Raw genomic sequence first — 15771 nt, 5'->3', positions numbered from 1 at the left:
ACTATTCTGGATTATAGCTATTATGATTAAAAAAATCATATTTACTGTTACTCCTATATTTTCAATTCCTCCTCGTGGTGCGGCTGCGGTAGAAACCTGGATTTACCAGGTTGCAAAACGACTATCAATACCGAATGCTATTGCTTGTATAAAGAATGCTGGCTATCCTGAATATAATAAAATAAACGATAACTGTGATATTCATTACATCGGGTTTAGTAAAGTTTATAAGCGTCTTTTTCAGAAATGGACTCGTCTCGACCCACTACCCTATTCCCAGCGCATCCTTAATATTAGAGATAAAGTGACTACCCAGGAAGATAGCGTCATTGTTATTCATAATAGTATGAAACTGTATCGGCAGATCAGAGAGCGCAATCCGAATGCAAAACTGGTTATGCACATGCATAATGCATTTGAACCAGAACTTCCTGATAATGATGCAAAAATTATCGTGCCCAGTCAGTTTCTTAAAGCGTTTTATGAAGAAAGATTGCCCGCCGCTGCTGTTAGTATTGTGCCTAATGGTTTTTGTGCTGAGACTTATAAAAGAAACCCACAAGATAATCTTCGTCAGCAATTAAATATTGCGGAAGATGCCACCGTTCTCTTGTATGCCGGGAGAATTTCGCCTGATAAAGGCATCCTGTTGCTTTTGCAGGCGTTCAAACAATTACGTACCTTAAGAAGTAATATTAAACTTGTCGTTGTTGGCGACCCTTATGCAAGCCGCAAGGGTGAAAAAGCAGAGTATCAAAAGAAAGTACTGGACGCCGCAAAAGAGATTGGAACGGATTGTATTATGGCTGGGGGGCAATCTCCTGACCAGATGCATAACTTCTATCATATAGCCGATCTGGTTATTGTGCCATCTCAGGTTGAAGAAGCATTTTGCATGGTGGCTGTAGAAGCGATGGCAGCAGGAAAAGCGGTTCTTGCCAGCAAAAAAGGGGGGATTAGCGAATTTGTGTTAGATGGCATAACGGGCTATCACCTCGCAGAACCTATGTCGAGCGACAGTATAATTAATGATATTAACCGTGCGCTTGCTGATAAGGAACGCCACCAGATTGCCGAAAAAGCAAAATCCCTGGTGTTTTCAAAATACAGTTGGGAAAATGTAGCGCAGCGTTTCGAGGAACAAATGAAAAACTGGTTTGATAAGTGATTGAGTCCTGATGATGGAAAACGCGCTGATACCGTAATAAGTATCAGCGCGTTTTTTTATCTATTTCTTAGCGCCAGCAGAAAACCGGTAATGATACCAATTTGAGCAATATCGACCTGTTCAAAATTGCCACGAACGATATAAAAACCGACGAAAGATAAAAATAGCAAGAGATGAGCATTGTAGGGGCTTATCTCTACTTTCCTGAGGGTAGAGCTGGCTGTTTCCCTGATGATAGCGCCATATAAATAGACCAGGCTCGCCAGACCCAATATGCCTGCACTAAACCAGATGTACAGAATGGTATTATGCGGACCGATAGATTCTTTAAAGGTCCACGTTGGATAATCGACAACGCGTTTATTATAAACACCATCATACACATCATTACCATAGCCGTAGCCCTTGATCGGGTTTTCCTGAATCAGTATCCACGCGGTGCCCTGGGTTCCGTTAGTATAACGATATGAGCTATCTGTCTGCTGTAATTTATACAGTAAATGTTCTGGGTCTGGTTTGTTATTATGTTGAGTGATAACCAAAGCGCCGATAATGGCTAATAAAATGGCACCAACTCCTATTAACTTCCATTGGCGGTTCAGTATTGCCCACAGAACACCTACTATAAGCACCGCCAACCATGCCCCTCGCGATAGGGTTCCCAGGATAAAGAAAAGGTAGATGGCGCTAAGCACCAAAAAAACCAACTTAATTGCATTTTTTCTAAACAGCCAAATATTCAATAATGCTGGAAATAAGAAAACCATGGAATCGGACATATGTCGATGCGCATAGCTTATGAATGGCATAATCCCTTTATTATAGTCCTCGATATACAGAATACTCTCTGCAAGGCAGCGAAGTCCTAAACTTGTTAAAAAGGAGAAAAGTACTATTTTCGCAACCGTTTCTTTTGTTTCATCTTTTAATAGTACGGGAATTAATAAAGTATATAATAAGAAGCCCTCCAGTACCGTATTTTCAAATTCCTTGAAACTTTCTTTCATATCTGGCGATATGAGTATGGAATAAACAAGGATTAATGATAATACTGCTACGCTATAAAATACGCTATTTTTGAAAAGAGGGGGGAAACTTTTCGGTGAGCGTGAGACCTGATAAATCGCGGTGATAACCATAAGTATGATTATCAAATGTTTATAACGCGTAATACCATCCAGAAAATACGTGGCAACAAAAAGAAAAACCAGCGCTTTATTCCAGATCGGCTTCCATTTCTCTTTATTTAACGTTAATGATGTGGTTAGCATCTTTTCTCCACAATAGGTTTGGGATGAGACAGAGTCTCTTTAATGAATCTTTCCAAATACGCTTGTGGCATCTAAATTCGCCAGGTTCTGTTCTGGTGAGCAGCATGCCATTTGGTTCTTCCCATAACCTCCAATTAACCCAGGGTCCGTTGGGCCATATAGCGTAATATTCGGTCTGTCGAGCGCGGCGGTGAGATGGCTCAGGCCGGTATCAACCGATACGACAAATTTTGCGCCAGCCAGCACTCTGGCGACCTCCTCCAGGCTCATGCGCGGTAACACATCCACATAGTCAAAGCCTTCGGCCAGTCGTTTAGCCCGGGCCTCCTCATGAGGCGCGCCCCAGGGAAGCTTTATCCGTAATCCGGTGTTGCCCACCAGGCCGATAAGCTCGCGCCAGTTTGCTTCCGGCCAGTGTTTATCATCGCGGGTCGTGGCATGTAAAAACACCGCATACGGATCGCTAACCGCCTGCTGGCAATGCAGAAAATGTTTTGCGATGGCATAATCGCCCTGCGACTGCGGTTTATCGTATCCCAGGCTTTTGGCGAACAGCTCGCGCGTCCGTTCAACCGCATGTTGTTGCTTTGCGATATGGTGTTTACGGTTATAGAACAGGCTGGCCAGCGGTTCGCGGGCGGTACTCCAGTCCATACCGTGCTTTATCCCATGCGCCAGACGCGTCACCAGCGCCGCGCTTTTTACCAGCCCCTGCGCATCAATCACAGCGTCGTATTGGTTTGCGCATACCGCCCGACGAAAGGCTGTGCGTTCCGCTTTGATGGGCGCGGAAAACCAGGCCTTGCGCCAACGGCGAATAGCGACGGGAATCACGCGATCGACAGCACTGTGCCAGGACGGAATTTGTGCAAACCCTTCTTCGACAGCCCAATCAAATTGAATCCCCGGAATCGCCTGTTGCGCGTCGGTAAGCGCAGGCAGGGTATGTAATACGTCGCCCATCGATGATGTTTTAACGATCAAAACCCGCATTAAACGCCCTCTTCCGACAACAGCGAATGAAGCTCTTCCAGAACCCGCTGCGGCGTGATATCGATCAGGCTCTGGTGATAGCCTTGCGCCGTATCACCTTTACGCACTTTGTGATAACCCGTAATGAGACGAATCACCCGGGCCTTATGAGACAGCGGCGGCGTGAAATCCGGGCTACTTGGGCCATACAAGGCGACCAGAGGGCGGTCGAGCGCCGCCGCGACGTGCATCAGCCCGGAATCGTTAGTGACGATGGCTTTACAGGCGGCTATCAGAATGACGGCCTGTTCCAGCTGGGTTTCCCCCGCCAGGTTGCGACACCATGCCTGCTGCTCGCTATTCAGCGCCGCCAGGATCTCATTTCCGGCTTCATGGTCTTTTGCCGAGCCAAACAGCACGACCTGATACCCTTCGTTAATGAGCTGCTTTGCCAGTTCGGCGTAGTGATAGTGCGGCCAACGTTTTGCCGGGCCAAATTCTGCGCCGGGGCAAAAGCCGATCAGAGGACGTTCAGAAGATAGTGAAAAGTCGCTGCACATCAGCGACTTTTCACCCTCGCTAACTTGGAGCTGTGGCCAGAGTAGCGGCTGGGGCAGATCTTTCGCCGCGCGCATCACGCCCTTGTCATAAGCCAGCGCCACGTAGCGCTCCACCATCAGTGGCCAGGCGTCTTTATCAAGGACGCGCGCATCGTTCAGCAGGCCATAGCGCATTTCGCCGCGCCAGCCGGTACGGTGCGGGATATTGGCAAAGAAAGGAATCAGCGCCGATTTAAACGAATTTGGCAACACCCAGGCGCGATCGTAGCGCTTCTCTCGCAGGCTATGGCCCAATCTGCGGCGCTCGCCGATTTCCAGCGCGCCGTGGCCCAACGGCATGGGTATCGCCTCGTTAACTTCCGGCATACGCGATAATAACGGACGACACCAGGCTGGCGCCATCACGTCGATTATCGCCTGGGGATAGCGTGCTTTAAGCGTGCGATAGAGACTTTGCGACATCATCATGTCGCCCACCCAGGACGGGCCAATGACCAAAATTTTCATACTTACGCGTCGCGGTTCAGCCAGGCCATATACTCCGTGACGCCTTCGGCGACGGTCTTAAAGGGTTTGTCGTAGCCCGCGTTGCGCAGATTGGTTAAATCCGCCTGCGTAAACGCCTGATAGCGACCTTTCAGCTTATCCGGGAACGGAATGTATTCAATGCTACCTTTTTTATGGTATGCCAGCGTCGCGTCGGCGACGGCCTGGAAAGATTCCGCACGGCCTGTGCCCAGGTTAAAGATGCCGGACTTGCCGCTTTCCAGGAACCACAGGTTAACGGCGGCCACATCGCCCACGTAAACGAAGTCGCGCTTGAAGTTTTCGCTGCCTTCAAACAGTTTCGGGCTTTCGCCGTTGTTTAACTGTGTATTCAGATGAAATGCCACGCTTGCCATGCTGCCTTTATGGCCTTCACGTGGTCCATAGACGTTGAAATAGCGGAAACCGACAATCTGCGAGTTCGCTTCTGGCAGGATCTGGCGCACATATTCATCAAACAGGAATTTAGAATAGCCATAAACGTTAAGCGGTTTTTCGTATTCGCGCGATTCGATGAAATCAGACGTGCGACCGCCATAGGTGGCGGCAGAAGAGGCGTAGAGGAACGGGATTTCGCGCTCAAGACAATAGTGCAGCAGCTCTTTGGAGTATTGATAGTTATTATCCATCATATACTTGCCGTCCCACTCGGTGGTGGAAGAGCAGGCGCCTTCATGGAAAATAGCTTCGATATCGCCGAGCTCTTCTCCGGACATAATCTGGATCAGGAAATCTTCCTTATCCATATAGTCAGCAATGTTCAGATCCACCAGGTTTACAAACTTGGTGCCGTCTTTCAGGTTATCCACCACCAGAATATCGGTGATACCTTTATCATTCAGGGCCTTAACGATATTGCTGCCGATAAAGCCCGCGCCGCCGGTAACGATGATCATAACTGTAACCTTTGAATTATGGTGTCAGAGACTGTCTCAGACATGAATGCTCTTATCATAACACTATTCATCCATTCACTGATAACCCGTGAGGATACGCGTGATTTATGCTGCATTTTAAAGAAGTGATGACGCGTCATCTCGTATCAACGTATCGCTTTGGGTAATATGTGCTGAAATTTGCCCAGTCTGGAGAATCGCAATGCGTGGGGATTTTTACAAACAGTTAACCAACGATCTGGAAACCGCCCGGGCGGAAGGATTGTTTAAAGAAGAGCGCATTATTACGTCTGCGCAGCAGGCGGATATCACCGTGGCGGATGGAAGCCACGTTATTAACTTTTGCGCCAATAACTATCTCGGGCTGGCTAATCACCCTGAGCTGATTAATGCCGCAAAAGCGGGCATGGACAGCCACGGTTTCGGTATGGCGTCCGTGCGTTTTATCTGCGGCACCCAGGACAGCCACAAAGCGCTGGAACAAAAGCTGGCAAGCTTCCTCGGCATGGAAGATGCGATTCTGTATTCCTCCTGTTTCGACGCTAACGGCGGCTTGTTTGAGACGTTGCTGGGCGCGGAAGACGCTATTATTTCCGACGCGCTGAACCACGCGTCTATCATTGACGGCGTGCGTTTGTGTAAAGCGAAGCGCTATCGCTATGCCAACAACGATATGGCAGAGCTGGAAGCGCGGCTGAAAGAGGCGCGTGAGGCCGGCGCGCGTCATGTCCTGATCGCCACCGATGGGGTGTTCTCAATGGATGGCGTCATCGCCAATCTGAAAGGCGTCTGTGATCTGGCCGATAAATACGATGCGCTGGTGATGGTTGATGATTCTCACGCGGTAGGCTTTGTCGGCGAAAACGGTCGCGGTTCCCATGAATACTGCGACGTAATGGGCCGCGTAGATATTATTACCGGTACGCTGGGCAAAGCGTTAGGCGGCGCATCCGGCGGTTATACCGCGGCGCGTAAAGAGGTCGTTGAGTGGTTGCGTCAGCGTTCCCGCCCATATCTGTTCTCCAACTCCCTGGCGCCGGCAATCGTGGCGGCTTCTATTAAAGTGTTGGAGATGGTGGAAGCGGGCGCAGAACTGCGCGATCGCTTGTGGGCGAACGCCCGGCAGTTCCGTGAGCAGATGTCTGCCGCGGGATTTACGCTGGCAGGCGCGGATCACGCCATCATCCCGGTAATGCTGGGAGATGCGGTTGTCGCGCAGAAATTTGCCCGCGAACTGCAAAAAGAGGGCATTTACGTTACCGGTTTCTTCTATCCGGTCGTACCAAAAGGTCAGGCGCGTATTCGTACCCAGATGTCTGCGGCGCATACGCCTGAGCAAATTACGCGTGCGGTAGACGCGTTCACGCGTATTGGTAAACAACTGGGCGTGATTGCCTGAGGATGTAAGATGAAAGCGTTATCCAAACTGAAAGCGGAAGAGGGCATCTGGATGACCGACGTTCCGGAACCGGAAGTCGGCCATAACGATTTGCTGATTAAAATCCGTAAAACAGCCATCTGCGGTACTGACGTTCACATCTATAACTGGGATGACTGGTCGCAAAAAACCATCCCGGTTCCGATGGTCGTGGGGCATGAATATGTCGGCGAAGTGGTCGGCATCGGTCAGGAAGTGAAAGGCTTTAAAATCGGCGATCGCGTCTCCGGCGAAGGTCACATCACCTGCGGTCATTGCCGCAACTGCCGCGGCGGTCGCACTCACCTGTGTCGCAACACCACCGGCGTGGGCGTCAACCGTCCCGGCTGCTTTGCGGAATACCTGGTCATCCCGGCGTTCAATGCGTTTAAAATCCCGGATAACATTTCTGATGATTTAGCCTCTATTTTCGACCCGTTTGGTAATGCGGTGCATACGGCGCTGTCTTTCGATCTGGTCGGCGAAGATGTACTGGTATCGGGGGCGGGGCCAATCGGCGTAATGGCCGCCGCGGTGGCGAAACATGTCGGCGCGCGTCATGTGGTGATTACTGACGTCAATGAATACCGTCTGGAGCTGGCGCGTAAAATGGGCGTCACCCGCGCGGTCAACGTCGCGAAAGAGAGCCTGAACGACGTTATGGCGGAGCTGGGAATGACCGAAGGGTTCGATGTGGGTCTGGAGATGTCCGGCGCGCCGCCGGCGTTTCGTACCATGCTGGACACCATGAATCACGGCGGTCGTATTGCGATGCTGGGGATTCCGCCATCAGATATGTCTATCGACTGGACAAAAGTTATCTTTAAGGGCTTGTTCATTAAAGGTATTTATGGTCGTGAGATGTTCGAAACGTGGTACAAAATGGCGGCGCTGATCCAGTCCGGTCTGGATCTGTCACCGATTATCACCCATCGTTTCTCTATTGATGATTTCCAGAAAGGTTTTGATGCCATGCGTTCAGGCCAGTCAGGAAAAGTTATTCTGAGCTGGGATTAATATGTATATACCCAAAATAATTCGAGTTGCTTAAAGGCGGCAAGGGAGTGAGTCCCCAGGAGCATAGATAACTATATGACTGGGGTGAACGACAAATCTGCCGGGAGCAGATTTGAACGTCGCTTGCGACGGCCCGTCAGGGCGAGGCCCATGGATGGGCCGAGTAATCCGTAGCCAACACATAAGCAACTTGAAGTATGAAGGGTATAGAGACCCGATAATTTTATCGGGTCTGATATACGTTTCATCGTAAAAGGTTGGTGTCATTCGCCAACCTTTTTTGTTAGGGAAAATCTGGAAAGCCGTAAAGAATTGTCATAGACATCAAGCATTCGTAATTGCGCTTTACTCTTATTTTACTCGCTAACGTCACGCTCTACTCTGAGTTTTGTGCTTGCTTTTTACTGTAAAAATTAATTATGGCGGCTTAATAGTTTCTTAATAGAGCCACAGTATAAAGGCAGGGTAAATTAAGGTTTTTCTGGTAATCGTTATGAAAAATAGTAAAACCAAAGTGAGTATCATTGTCCCGTTATATAATGCGGGAGCGGATTTTAATGCTTGCATGGCGTCGTTAATCGCGCAAACGTGGTCGGCGCTGGAAATTATTATTGTGAATGATGGATCGACGGATCATTCCGTTGAGATAGCAAAACATTACGCGGAACATTACCCACATGTTCGACTGCTTCATCAGGCCAATGCTGGCGCATCTGTCGCCCGTAATCTTGGCCTGCAAGCGGCGACCGGCGATTATGTCGCCTTTGTCGATGCGGATGACCAGGTCTACCCGAAGATGTATGAAACGCTGATGACTATGGCGCTTAACGATGATCTGGACGTTGCGCAGTGTAATGCGGACTGGTGCGTCCGAAAAACCGGGCACGCCTGGCAATCTATTCCGACCGATCGTCTGCGTTCCACCGGGGTATTAAGCGGACCGGATTGGTTGCGTATGGCGTTGGCCTCGCGGCGCTGGACGCATGTTGTCTGGATGGGCGTTTATCGACGTGCGTTAATTACCGATAACAATATTACTTTCGTTCCCGGACTACATCATCAGGACATATTATGGTCGACGGAAGTTATGTTTAATGCCACGCGCGTACGTTATACCGAACAATCATTATATAAATATTTCCTGCATGATAATTCGGTAAGCCGTTTGCAAAGACAAGGCAATAAAAATCTTAATTATCAGCGGCATTATATTAAAATTACGCGATTATTAGAAAAGCTCAATCGTGATTATGCCCGTCGTATTCCGATTTACCCGGAATTTCGCCAGCAAATTACCTGGGAAGCGTTACGCGTTTGTCATGCGGTACGTAAAGAGCCTGATATTTTGACCCGCCAGCGTATGATTGCCGAAATTTTTACTTCTGGCATGTATAGACGGATGATGGCTAACGTCCGCAGCGCGAAAGCAGCTTATCAGACGCTGCTCTGGTCCTTCCGGCTGTGGCAATGGCGCGACAAAACCTTGTCGCACCGTCGTATGGCCCGTAAGGCGCTCAATCTGTCTTAGCGCTCACGTTTTTAGGCGCGGCGATTTTCCCCCAGCCTTGCCACTGGTGCTGAAACCAGGTAACCACGGAACTTTGCGTAATGCTCTCGCCGATGACGCTGAAAAAGCGCGTAGCGTAGACCGGTTGCAGCGGTTTTTTCGGCTTGCACATCTTTACGCCGCGGAAGGGATTGCGCGGCGCGTCAATTTTCTGCGGCGTCACACCAGGTCGGGACGTATCTACCTGCGGTTCGTTGAGCAGGCTGCCTGGACGTACCAGGGTGATATCCGCCGGCAGGCGATAAACCATCTGTTGCAGCACGCGAACCGTTGCGGGATGTGGATGACCAATCGCGATAGCGGAACCGTTGCGACGGGCCAGTTCGATAGCGCGATTAAACTGACGACGGATATCCGCCTCGTTTTGCGTATCGTCGAGGAACACTTTGCGCTTGATCACTTTCACACCCGTACCGGATGCCGCGCGCATCGCCTGGCTATTGCCAATCGTCATGCTGTCGAGAAAATAGAGATTGTAATGTTCCAGCGCCTGCATAACTTTTTGCATACCGAACAGGCTGGAAGTCATTGCGCTGCCCATGTGGTTATTAAGCCCGACGGCATACGGCACGTTGTTTACCGCCTCGCGGATAATGCGCTCGATCTCATCGCTGCTCATATCTGGTCGCAGCGTATCCTTCTCCAGCGGCTGTTTGCTTAGCGGCGCCATCGGCAGATGGATTAACACCTCATGCCCGCTATTGTGCGCTTTAGTTGCCATTTCGCGCGCGTGCGGCGCGTTGGGCAGTACAGCGACGGAGATGTTTGGCGGCAGCGCCAGAACCTGGTTTTCCGTGTGCGGGCGATAGCCAAAATCATCAATCACGATGGCGAGCTTGCCAGCGAAAACGGGATGTGCAAACGCCAGCAAAGTGGCCAGCGTGAGAATGGAGCGACGAAACTGAGGCAAAACTTATCTTCCCAACCACGGCTGTGGATTGACGGCCTGACCCTGGCGACGAATTTCGAAATAAAGCGAGGGTCTGCCCTGACCGCCGCTACTGCCCACAAGGGCGATAGGTTGTCCGGCGCGCACCTGCGCGCCTACGCTGACCAGCGCGCTCTGGTTATAGCCGTAAAGGCTCATATCGCCTTTACCATGCTCTACGACCACCACCAGGCCATAGCCTTGTAGCCAGTCCGCCAGAATCACCCTGCCGTCGGCGATGGCTTTGACCTCGGTGCCTTCCGACGCGCCGATCACCATCCCCTTCCAACGTAGCTCACCCTGCAGCCGTTCGCCATAGCGATGCAAGATCGGGCCGCGTACCGGCCAGTATGCCTGACCGCGAGGCGCGCCCAGACCGCCGGTGCGGGACATTAGCGAGCGCTCGCTTTCCGTCGGCTTATAGGTGCTGCCTTTACGCGAGGCTTCCTGCTGCTTATCGCGTACCGCCTGCGCTTCGCGGGCTTCACGCTCCGCTCGCGCTTTGGCCGCCGCTTCCGCCCGCGCGATACTGTTGCGTAGGCGTGATTCGTTGGCGCGTAGTTCGCTTAACTGTTGCTGGCCTTGCTGAATAGACGACTCCAGTCCGGCAAGCGTTTTCTTACGTTCATTACGCGCCTGTTCCAGCTTCGCCTGCTGGGCGCGCTGCTCATACAGCAACGTTTGTTGTTGGCTTTGCTTCTCTTCCAGCTCGGCTTTTTGCGTGGCGACCTGTTCGCGAGTCTGTTTCAGCTCGGCGATAGTCTCCTGGCGCGCCTGGTTCAGATAGCCGAAGTAGGCCTGCAGGCGTTGCCCACGCTGGCTTTCTTCTCCGCTAAGAATAAGCTGAATGCCGGTGTGTTCGCCCTGGCGGAAAGCGGCGTCCAACTGCGCGGCAAGATTACGCTCCTGGCTGGCTTTTTGCTGCTCCAGTTTGGCAATTGAGGCGTTCATCTCATCAATTTGCGCGTTTAACTGATCCAGGGTGCTTTGCGTTTCGCGCAGCTTACGTGCTGCGGCTGAGATGGCCTCTTCCTGGGCTTTAAGTTGTGCCAGGAGGCTGGCGCGTTGTTGCTGCTGCTGGCGTACGTCGCGTTCTTTCGCGGCGATATCGGCCTGAATAGATTTGAGTTGATCACGGTCATCCGCGTGGGCGGAAAAGGCGCACAACAATACGCCAGCGCTAAGTACGCTGGCGTAGAACAAAGGCCTGACTGAAAACGTTCTTGGTTTCACGGCCTGTTGAATGGTGTTAATCGCCTTTCCCCTCATGGGGAGGGATTATTCCACGATGAACAGCGGCTTACCAGTCATCTCTTGCGGGATTTCCATCCCCATCAGCGACAGCATGGTAGGCGCAATGTCTGAAAGTTTGCCGCCTTCGACCGCCTTCACGTTTTTCTCGCCGACATAAATCAGCGGCACCGGCAGGTTGGTGTGGGCGGTATGCGCCTGACCGGTCGCCGGATCGCGCATCTGCTCCGCGTTGCCGTGGTCCGCGGTAATCAACAGTTGTCCACCAACGGACTCAACCGCTTTTGTTACCTGTTCAATGCAGTTATCCAGCGCTTCCACCGCTTTGATGGCGGCTTCCATCACGCCGGTATGACCGACCATATCGCCGTTTGGATAGTTACAAATGATGGTGTCGTACTTACCGCTTTCGATCGCCGCGACCAATTTTTCAGTCAATTCTGCAGAGCTCATTTCCGGTTGCAGGTCATAAGTGGCCACTTTCGGGGAGTTGATCAGAATGCGCTCTTCACCAGCAAACGGTTCTTCTACGCCGCCGTTAAAGAAAAAGGTTACGTGCGCATATTTTTCCGTTTCGGAAATACGCAGCTGAGTTTTGTCGTTTTTCGCCATCCATTCGCCAAAGGTATTCGCCAGCGACGCTGGTGGGTAGGCAACGGCAGTTTTGATGTCGGCGGCGTATTCGGTCAGCATCACGAAGTTCAGATTAACCACTTTCTTACGCGCAAAGCCGTCGAAATCAGCATTAACGAAAGCGCGGGTAATTTCGCGCGCGCGGTCAGCGCGGAAGTTCATGAAAATCAGCGTGTCGCCGTCTTCCATCGCCGCATCAGCCTGGCCCTCGGCGCGGATAACGGTCGCTTTGACAAACTCATCGTTTTCATCACGAGCGTAAGCGGCCTGCAGGCCAGCCACAGCGGTATCTGCCTGGAATTCGCCCTGCGCCAGGGTCATCAGATCATACGCTTTTTCCACGCGATCCCAACGGTTGTCGCGGTCCATAGCGTAGTAACGACCGACGATAGACGCCACGCGGCCTTTGCCCAGCGCGGCGAATTTGTCTTCGAATTTTTTCAGCGAGGCTTCAGCGCTGCGCGGCGGCGTGTCGCGACCGTCGAGGAAGGCGTGCAGATAGATTTTTTCTGCGCCGCGCTCTGCGGCCAGCTCCACCATCGCCATAATGTGATCTTCGTGGCTGTGGACGCCGCCCGCGGACAGCAGACCCATAATATGAACCGCTTTACCGGCGTTTTTCGCCTGGTCTACCGCATTGGTCAGGACTGGGTTAGCAAAGAAAGTACGTTCTTTAATTTCAACGTCCAGACGCGTCAGGTCCTGATAAACGATGCGGCCTGCGCCCAGGTTAACGTGGCCCACTTCGGAGTTGCCCATCTGGCGGTCAGGCAGACCCACTTCCAGACCGGATGCGTCGATCAGGGTATGCGGACGTTTTGCCCACAGAGCATCCATCACCGGGGTTTTGGCGTTTAAGATAGCGTTATCCTGCTGTTCTTCACGGTAGCCGTAGCCATCCAGAATCACCAGTACCATAGGTTTTTTAGAAACCGACATTGCGACAACCTCATACTCAATAGACAAAATAATTGCGTAATTTTACTACAGCTGAATCGATAAAATAGCCTCAGAAGATCAAAGAAAGGGATCGCGCTGGCGTGAGAAGGCAAGTAATAGCGTGATTTTTTTTCGTAGCGCCCCGCAAAAATGCATTCCAGTGCACGCTCTGGCTGTATTTGCGCCACTGCACAGGTATACTCCTTTCCTGGTTTTTTAATCACTACGTCGGGAGTTGTTACCCCCCATGCAAGAAATTATGCAATTTGTTGGCCGTCATCCCATACTGAGTATCGCCTGGATTGCGTTACTGGTGGCGGTTTTATTTACCACGTTCAAAGGTCTGACTTCAAAAGTTAAGGTGATTACACGCGGCGAAGCCACGCGCCTTATCAACAAAGAGGACGCCGTTGTTGTGGATTTACGTCAACGTGACGATTTCCGTAAAGGCCATATCGCTGGCGCGACCAATTTGCTGCCGAGCGAAATCAAAGCCAACAATGTTGGCGAACTGGAAAAGCACAAAGACAAGCCGATTATCGTGGTCGACGGTTCTGGTATGCAGTGCCAGGAATCCGCTAACGCGCTGACAAAAGCCGGCTTTGAAAAGGTCTTTGTGTTGAAAGAAGGCGTAGCAGGCTGGAGCGGCGAGAATCTGCCTCTGGTGCGCGGTAAGTGATTACCCGTCGTTTTCATGACGCAAGGGGAATGACTTGCCCTTGCGTCGACATGAAATCCATCGGGTAAAAAAACAGGAGCGAAGTCATGGCCAATATTGAAATCTACACCAAAGCAACCTGCCCGTTTTGCCATCGTGCAAAGGCGCTGTTAAACAGCAAGGGCGTGAGTTTCCAGGAAATTGCGATTGACGGCGACGCCGTGAAGCGTGAAGAGATGATCAAACGTAGTGGCCGAACGACGGTTCCGCAAATTTTTATTGATGCACAGCACATTGGCGGTTGTGACGACTTGTATGCGCTGGATGCGCGTGGTGGACTGGATCCGCTGTTGCGTTAAGGCGTACTCAAGTATTTAAGGACAACACTAAAGGGTTTTACACATGTCAGAACAAAATAACACTGAAATGGCTTTCCAGATCCAACGTATCTATACCAAGGATGTTTCTTTCGAAGCGCCAAACGCACCGCATGTTTTCCAGAAAGATTGGCAGCCAGAGGTTAAACTGGATCTTGATACGGCATCTTCCCAACTGGCGGATGACGTTTATGAAGTTGTGCTGCGTGTTACCGTAACGGCTTCCCTGGGGGAAGAAACCGCGTTCCTGTGCGAAGTTCAGCAGGCCGGTATTTTCTCCATCAGCGGTATTGAAGGTACTCAGATGGCGCATTGCCTGGGCGCATACTGCCCGAACATTCTGTTCCCGTATGCTCGCGAGTGCATCACCAGCCTGGTTTCACGCGGTACGTTCCCGCAACTGAACCTTGCGCCGGTCAACTTTGATGCGCTGTTCATGAACTATTTGCAGCAGCAGGCTGGCGAAGGTACTGAAGAACATCAGGATGCCTGATGAACCAAAGTAATGCGTCAATGACAGTCATCGGTGCCGGCTCGTACGGCACCGCTCTTGCCATCACTCTGGCGAGAAACGGCCACCAGGTTGTCCTGTGGGGCCACGACCCAAAACATATCGCGACCCTGGAGCACGATCGCTGCAACGTCGCGTTCCTTCCCGATGTGCCTTTTCCCGATACGTTACACCTGGAAAGCGACTTAGCAACCGCGCTGGCGGCCAGTCGTAACATTCTGGTGGTGGTGCCAAGCCATGTTTTCAGCGACGTGCTGCGGCAGATTAAACCGCTGATGCGTCCGGATGCGCGTCTGGTATGGGCGACCAAAGGCCTGGAAGCGGAAACGGGGCGCCTGTTGCAGGATGTCGCTCGCGAGGCGTTAGGCGATCAAATCCCGCTGGCGGTGATTTCCGGTCCGACGTTCGCTAAAGAGCTGGCGGCGGGTTTGCCGACGGCAATCTCGCTGGCCTCAACCGATGAGACCTTTGCCGACGATCTCCAGCAACTGTTGCACTGCGGAAAAAGTTTTCGCGTCTATATCAATGCGGATTTTATCGGCGTGCAGCTTGGCGGCGCGGTGAAAAATGTGATTGCGATTGGCGCGGGGATGTCTGACGGCATCGGCTTCGGCGCGAACGCCCGCACGGCGCTAATCACGCGTGGACTGACCGAAATGTCGCGGCTTGGCGCAGCGCTTGGTGCCGATCCCGCCACCTTTATGGGGATGGCGGGTTTAGGCGATCTGGTGCTGACCTGTACCGACAACCAGTCGCGCAACCGTCGTTTTGGCATGATGCTTGGCCAGGGCATGGACGTTAAAGGCGCGCAGGATAAGATTGGCCAGGTGGTCGAAGGCTATCGCAATACGAAAGAAGTTCGTGAATTGGCGCACCGTTTTGGTGTTGAAATGCCAATAACCGAGGAAATTTATCAAGTATTGTATTGCGGAAAAAACGCGCGCGAGGCAGCATTAACGTTATTAGGTCGCGCCCGCAAGGAAGAGCTGAGTCGCCACTAGCCGTAAGGAACTGTTTGCATAAACGACCCAACCCGCACAGAACGGGTTGGTCGTTTTCT

At 51.6% G+C, this 15771-nt stretch carries 15 protein-coding genes and 17 other annotated features; of the genes, 8 read left to right on the top strand and 7 right to left on the bottom strand.

All coding sequences use genetic code 11. From position 1 onward, the window contains the following. Nucleotides 1-16: 16 nt before the first annotated feature. Nucleotides 17-22, top strand: a ribosome-binding site (putative RBS for rfaK; RegulonDB:STMS1H003692). Continuing rightward, the gene (gene rfaK, locus STM3714) for a putative hexose transferase (RefSeq protein NP_462614.1) occupies nt 17-1168 on the top strand. Within the gene, nt 23-1168 belong to an annotated coding region; the region does not span the whole gene. It overlaps the preceding feature by 6 nt. 56 nt (nt 1169-1224) lie before the next feature. Here rfaK and rfaL read toward each other — a convergent pair. From rfaL to rfaD, 4 genes are all read right to left on the bottom strand, one after another. After that, nucleotides 1225-2446, bottom strand: a protein-coding gene (gene rfaL, locus STM3713; RefSeq protein NP_462613.1) for an O-antigen ligase. Within the gene, nt 1225-2439 belong to an annotated coding region; the region does not span the whole gene. Beyond that, nucleotides 2441-2446: a ribosome-binding site (putative RBS for rfaL; RegulonDB:STMS1H003691), on the bottom strand. It overlaps the preceding gene by 6 nt. Before the next feature lie 32 nt (nt 2447-2478). After that, nucleotides 2479-3443 (bottom strand): heptosyl transferase I gene (gene rfaC / locus STM3712; protein NP_462612.1). Within the gene, nt 2479-3432 belong to an annotated coding region; the region does not span the whole gene. Continuing rightward, on the bottom strand, nt 3432-4478 hold the full coding sequence (rfaF, locus tag STM3711; RefSeq protein ID NP_462611.1) for an ADP-heptose; LPS heptosyltransferase 1: 1047 nt from the start codon (nt 4476-4478) through the stop codon (nt 3432-3434). Before rfaF ends, rfaC begins: the two co-directional genes overlap by 12 nt. Further along, nucleotides 3438-3443: a ribosome-binding site (putative RBS for rfaC; RegulonDB:STMS1H003690), on the bottom strand. (Overlaps the previous gene by 6 nt.) Before the next feature lie 2 nt (nt 4479-4480). Beyond that, nucleotides 4481-5425, bottom strand: a protein-coding gene (rfaD, locus tag STM3710) for an ADP-L-glycero-D-mannoheptose-6-epimerase (protein ID NP_462610.1). Within the gene, nt 4481-5413 belong to an annotated coding region; the region does not span the whole gene. Further along, nucleotides 5420-5425: a ribosome-binding site (putative RBS for rfaD; RegulonDB:STMS1H003689), on the bottom strand. It overlaps the preceding gene by 6 nt. Before the next feature lie 89 nt (nt 5426-5514). Continuing rightward, nucleotides 5515-5527, top strand: a protein binding site (putative binding site for Lrp, RegulonDB: STMS1H000250). Beyond that, nucleotides 5523-5537: a protein binding site (putative binding site for Lrp, RegulonDB: STMS1H000267), on the top strand. (Overlaps the previous feature by 5 nt.) A gap of 14 nt (nt 5538-5551) precedes the next feature. Beyond that, nucleotides 5552-5560: a -35 signal (putative -35_signal for kbl; RegulonDB:STMLTH004610), on the top strand. On the opposite strand from rfaD, the gene kbl reads away from it, so the two are divergent. The 3 genes from kbl to yibD all read left to right on the top strand — a co-directional run bounded on the left by kbl (nt 5552) and on the right by yibD (nt 9375). Next, the gene (gene kbl, locus STM3709; RefSeq protein NP_462609.1) for a 2-amino-3-ketobutyrate CoA ligase occupies nt 5552-6812 on the top strand. Within the gene, nt 5616-6812 belong to an annotated coding region; the region does not span the whole gene. It overlaps the preceding feature by 9 nt. Next, nucleotides 5568-5576 (top strand) — a -10 signal (putative -10_signal for kbl; RegulonDB:STMLTH004610). Its footprint overlaps the gene before it by 9 nt. Next, nucleotides 5603-5608, top strand: a ribosome-binding site (putative RBS for kbl; RegulonDB:STMS1H003688). Then, nucleotides 6811-6816, top strand: a ribosome-binding site (putative RBS for tdh; RegulonDB:STMS1H003687). After that, nucleotides 6811-7847 (top strand): threonine 3-dehydrogenase gene (gene tdh, locus STM3708; RefSeq protein NP_462608.1). Within the gene, nt 6822-7847 belong to an annotated coding region; the region does not span the whole gene. It overlaps the preceding feature by 6 nt. The genes kbl and tdh overlap by 2 nt, the downstream gene beginning before the upstream one ends. Before the next feature lie 481 nt (nt 7848-8328). After that, nucleotides 8329-8334 (top strand) — a ribosome-binding site (putative RBS for yibD; RegulonDB:STMS1H003686). Then, the gene (yibD, locus tag STM3707) for a putative glycosyltransferase (RefSeq protein NP_462607.1) occupies nt 8329-9375 on the top strand. Within the gene, nt 8341-9375 belong to an annotated coding region; the region does not span the whole gene. It overlaps the preceding feature by 6 nt. On the opposite strand, the gene yigQ is transcribed toward yibD, so the two are convergent. From yigQ to pmgI, 3 genes are all read right to left on the bottom strand, one after another. Next, nucleotides 9362-10343 (bottom strand): putative periplasmic protein gene (gene yigQ / locus STM3706; protein NP_462606.1). Within the gene, nt 9362-10324 belong to an annotated coding region; the region does not span the whole gene. The two genes, yibD and yigQ, sit on opposite strands and share 14 nt — an antisense overlap. Next, nucleotides 10328-11629 (bottom strand): hypothetical protein gene (yibP, locus tag STM3705; protein NP_462605.1). Within the gene, nt 10328-11611 belong to an annotated coding region; the region does not span the whole gene. The genes yigQ and yibP overlap by 16 nt, the downstream gene beginning before the upstream one ends. Continuing rightward, nucleotides 10338-10343, bottom strand: a ribosome-binding site (putative RBS for yigQ; RegulonDB:STMS1H003685). (Overlaps the previous gene by 6 nt.) Continuing rightward, nucleotides 11621-13177, bottom strand: a protein-coding gene (pmgI, locus tag STM3704) for a phosphoglyceromutase (protein ID NP_462604.1). Within the gene, nt 11621-13165 belong to an annotated coding region; the region does not span the whole gene. Before pmgI ends, yibP begins: the two co-directional genes overlap by 9 nt. After that, nucleotides 11624-11629, bottom strand: a ribosome-binding site (putative RBS for yibP; RegulonDB:STMS1H003684). (Overlaps the previous gene by 6 nt.) After that, nucleotides 13172-13177: a ribosome-binding site (putative RBS for pmgI; RegulonDB:STMS1H003683), on the bottom strand. (Lies within the gene pmgI.) A 235-nt stretch (nt 13178-13412) precedes the next feature. Here pmgI and yibN point away from each other — a divergent pair. The 4 genes from yibN (at nt 13413) to gpsA (ending at nt 15712) form a co-directional block, all read left to right on the top strand. Then, entirely contained in the window at nt 13413-13844 is a 432-nt protein-coding gene (gene yibN, locus STM3703) for a putative rhodanese-related sulfurtransferases (RefSeq protein ID NP_462603.1), read from the top strand. Between the two features lie 73 nt (nt 13845-13917). Next, nucleotides 13918-13923 (top strand) — a ribosome-binding site (putative RBS for grxC; RegulonDB:STMS1H003682). Continuing rightward, the gene (gene grxC, locus STM3702) for a glutaredoxin 3 (RefSeq protein ID NP_462602.1) occupies nt 13918-14182 on the top strand. Within the gene, nt 13931-14182 belong to an annotated coding region; the region does not span the whole gene. Its footprint overlaps the feature before it by 6 nt. Before the next feature lie 30 nt (nt 14183-14212). Next, nucleotides 14213-14218 (top strand) — a ribosome-binding site (putative RBS for secB; RegulonDB:STMS1H003681). Continuing rightward, the gene (secB, locus tag STM3701) for a molecular chaperone in protein export (protein NP_462601.1) occupies nt 14213-14693 on the top strand. Within the gene, nt 14226-14693 belong to an annotated coding region; the region does not span the whole gene. (Overlaps the previous feature by 6 nt.) After that, nucleotides 14682-14687 (top strand) — a ribosome-binding site (putative RBS for gpsA; RegulonDB:STMS1H003680). It overlaps the preceding gene by 6 nt. Then, nucleotides 14682-15712 (top strand): glycerol-3-phosphate dehydrogenase (NAD+) gene (gpsA, locus tag STM3700; protein ID NP_462600.1). Within the gene, nt 14693-15712 belong to an annotated coding region; the region does not span the whole gene. The genes secB and gpsA overlap by 12 nt, the downstream gene beginning before the upstream one ends. Nucleotides 15713-15771: the final 59 nt, after the last annotated feature.

The organism is Salmonella enterica subsp. enterica serovar Typhimurium str. LT2 (genome assembly GCF_000006945.2).
Taxonomy (GTDB): Bacteria; Pseudomonadota; Gammaproteobacteria; order Enterobacterales; family Enterobacteriaceae; genus Salmonella; species Salmonella enterica.
The sequence above is the reverse complement of the archived record's forward strand: the minus strand, read 5'-3'. Positions and strand labels throughout refer to the sequence as shown.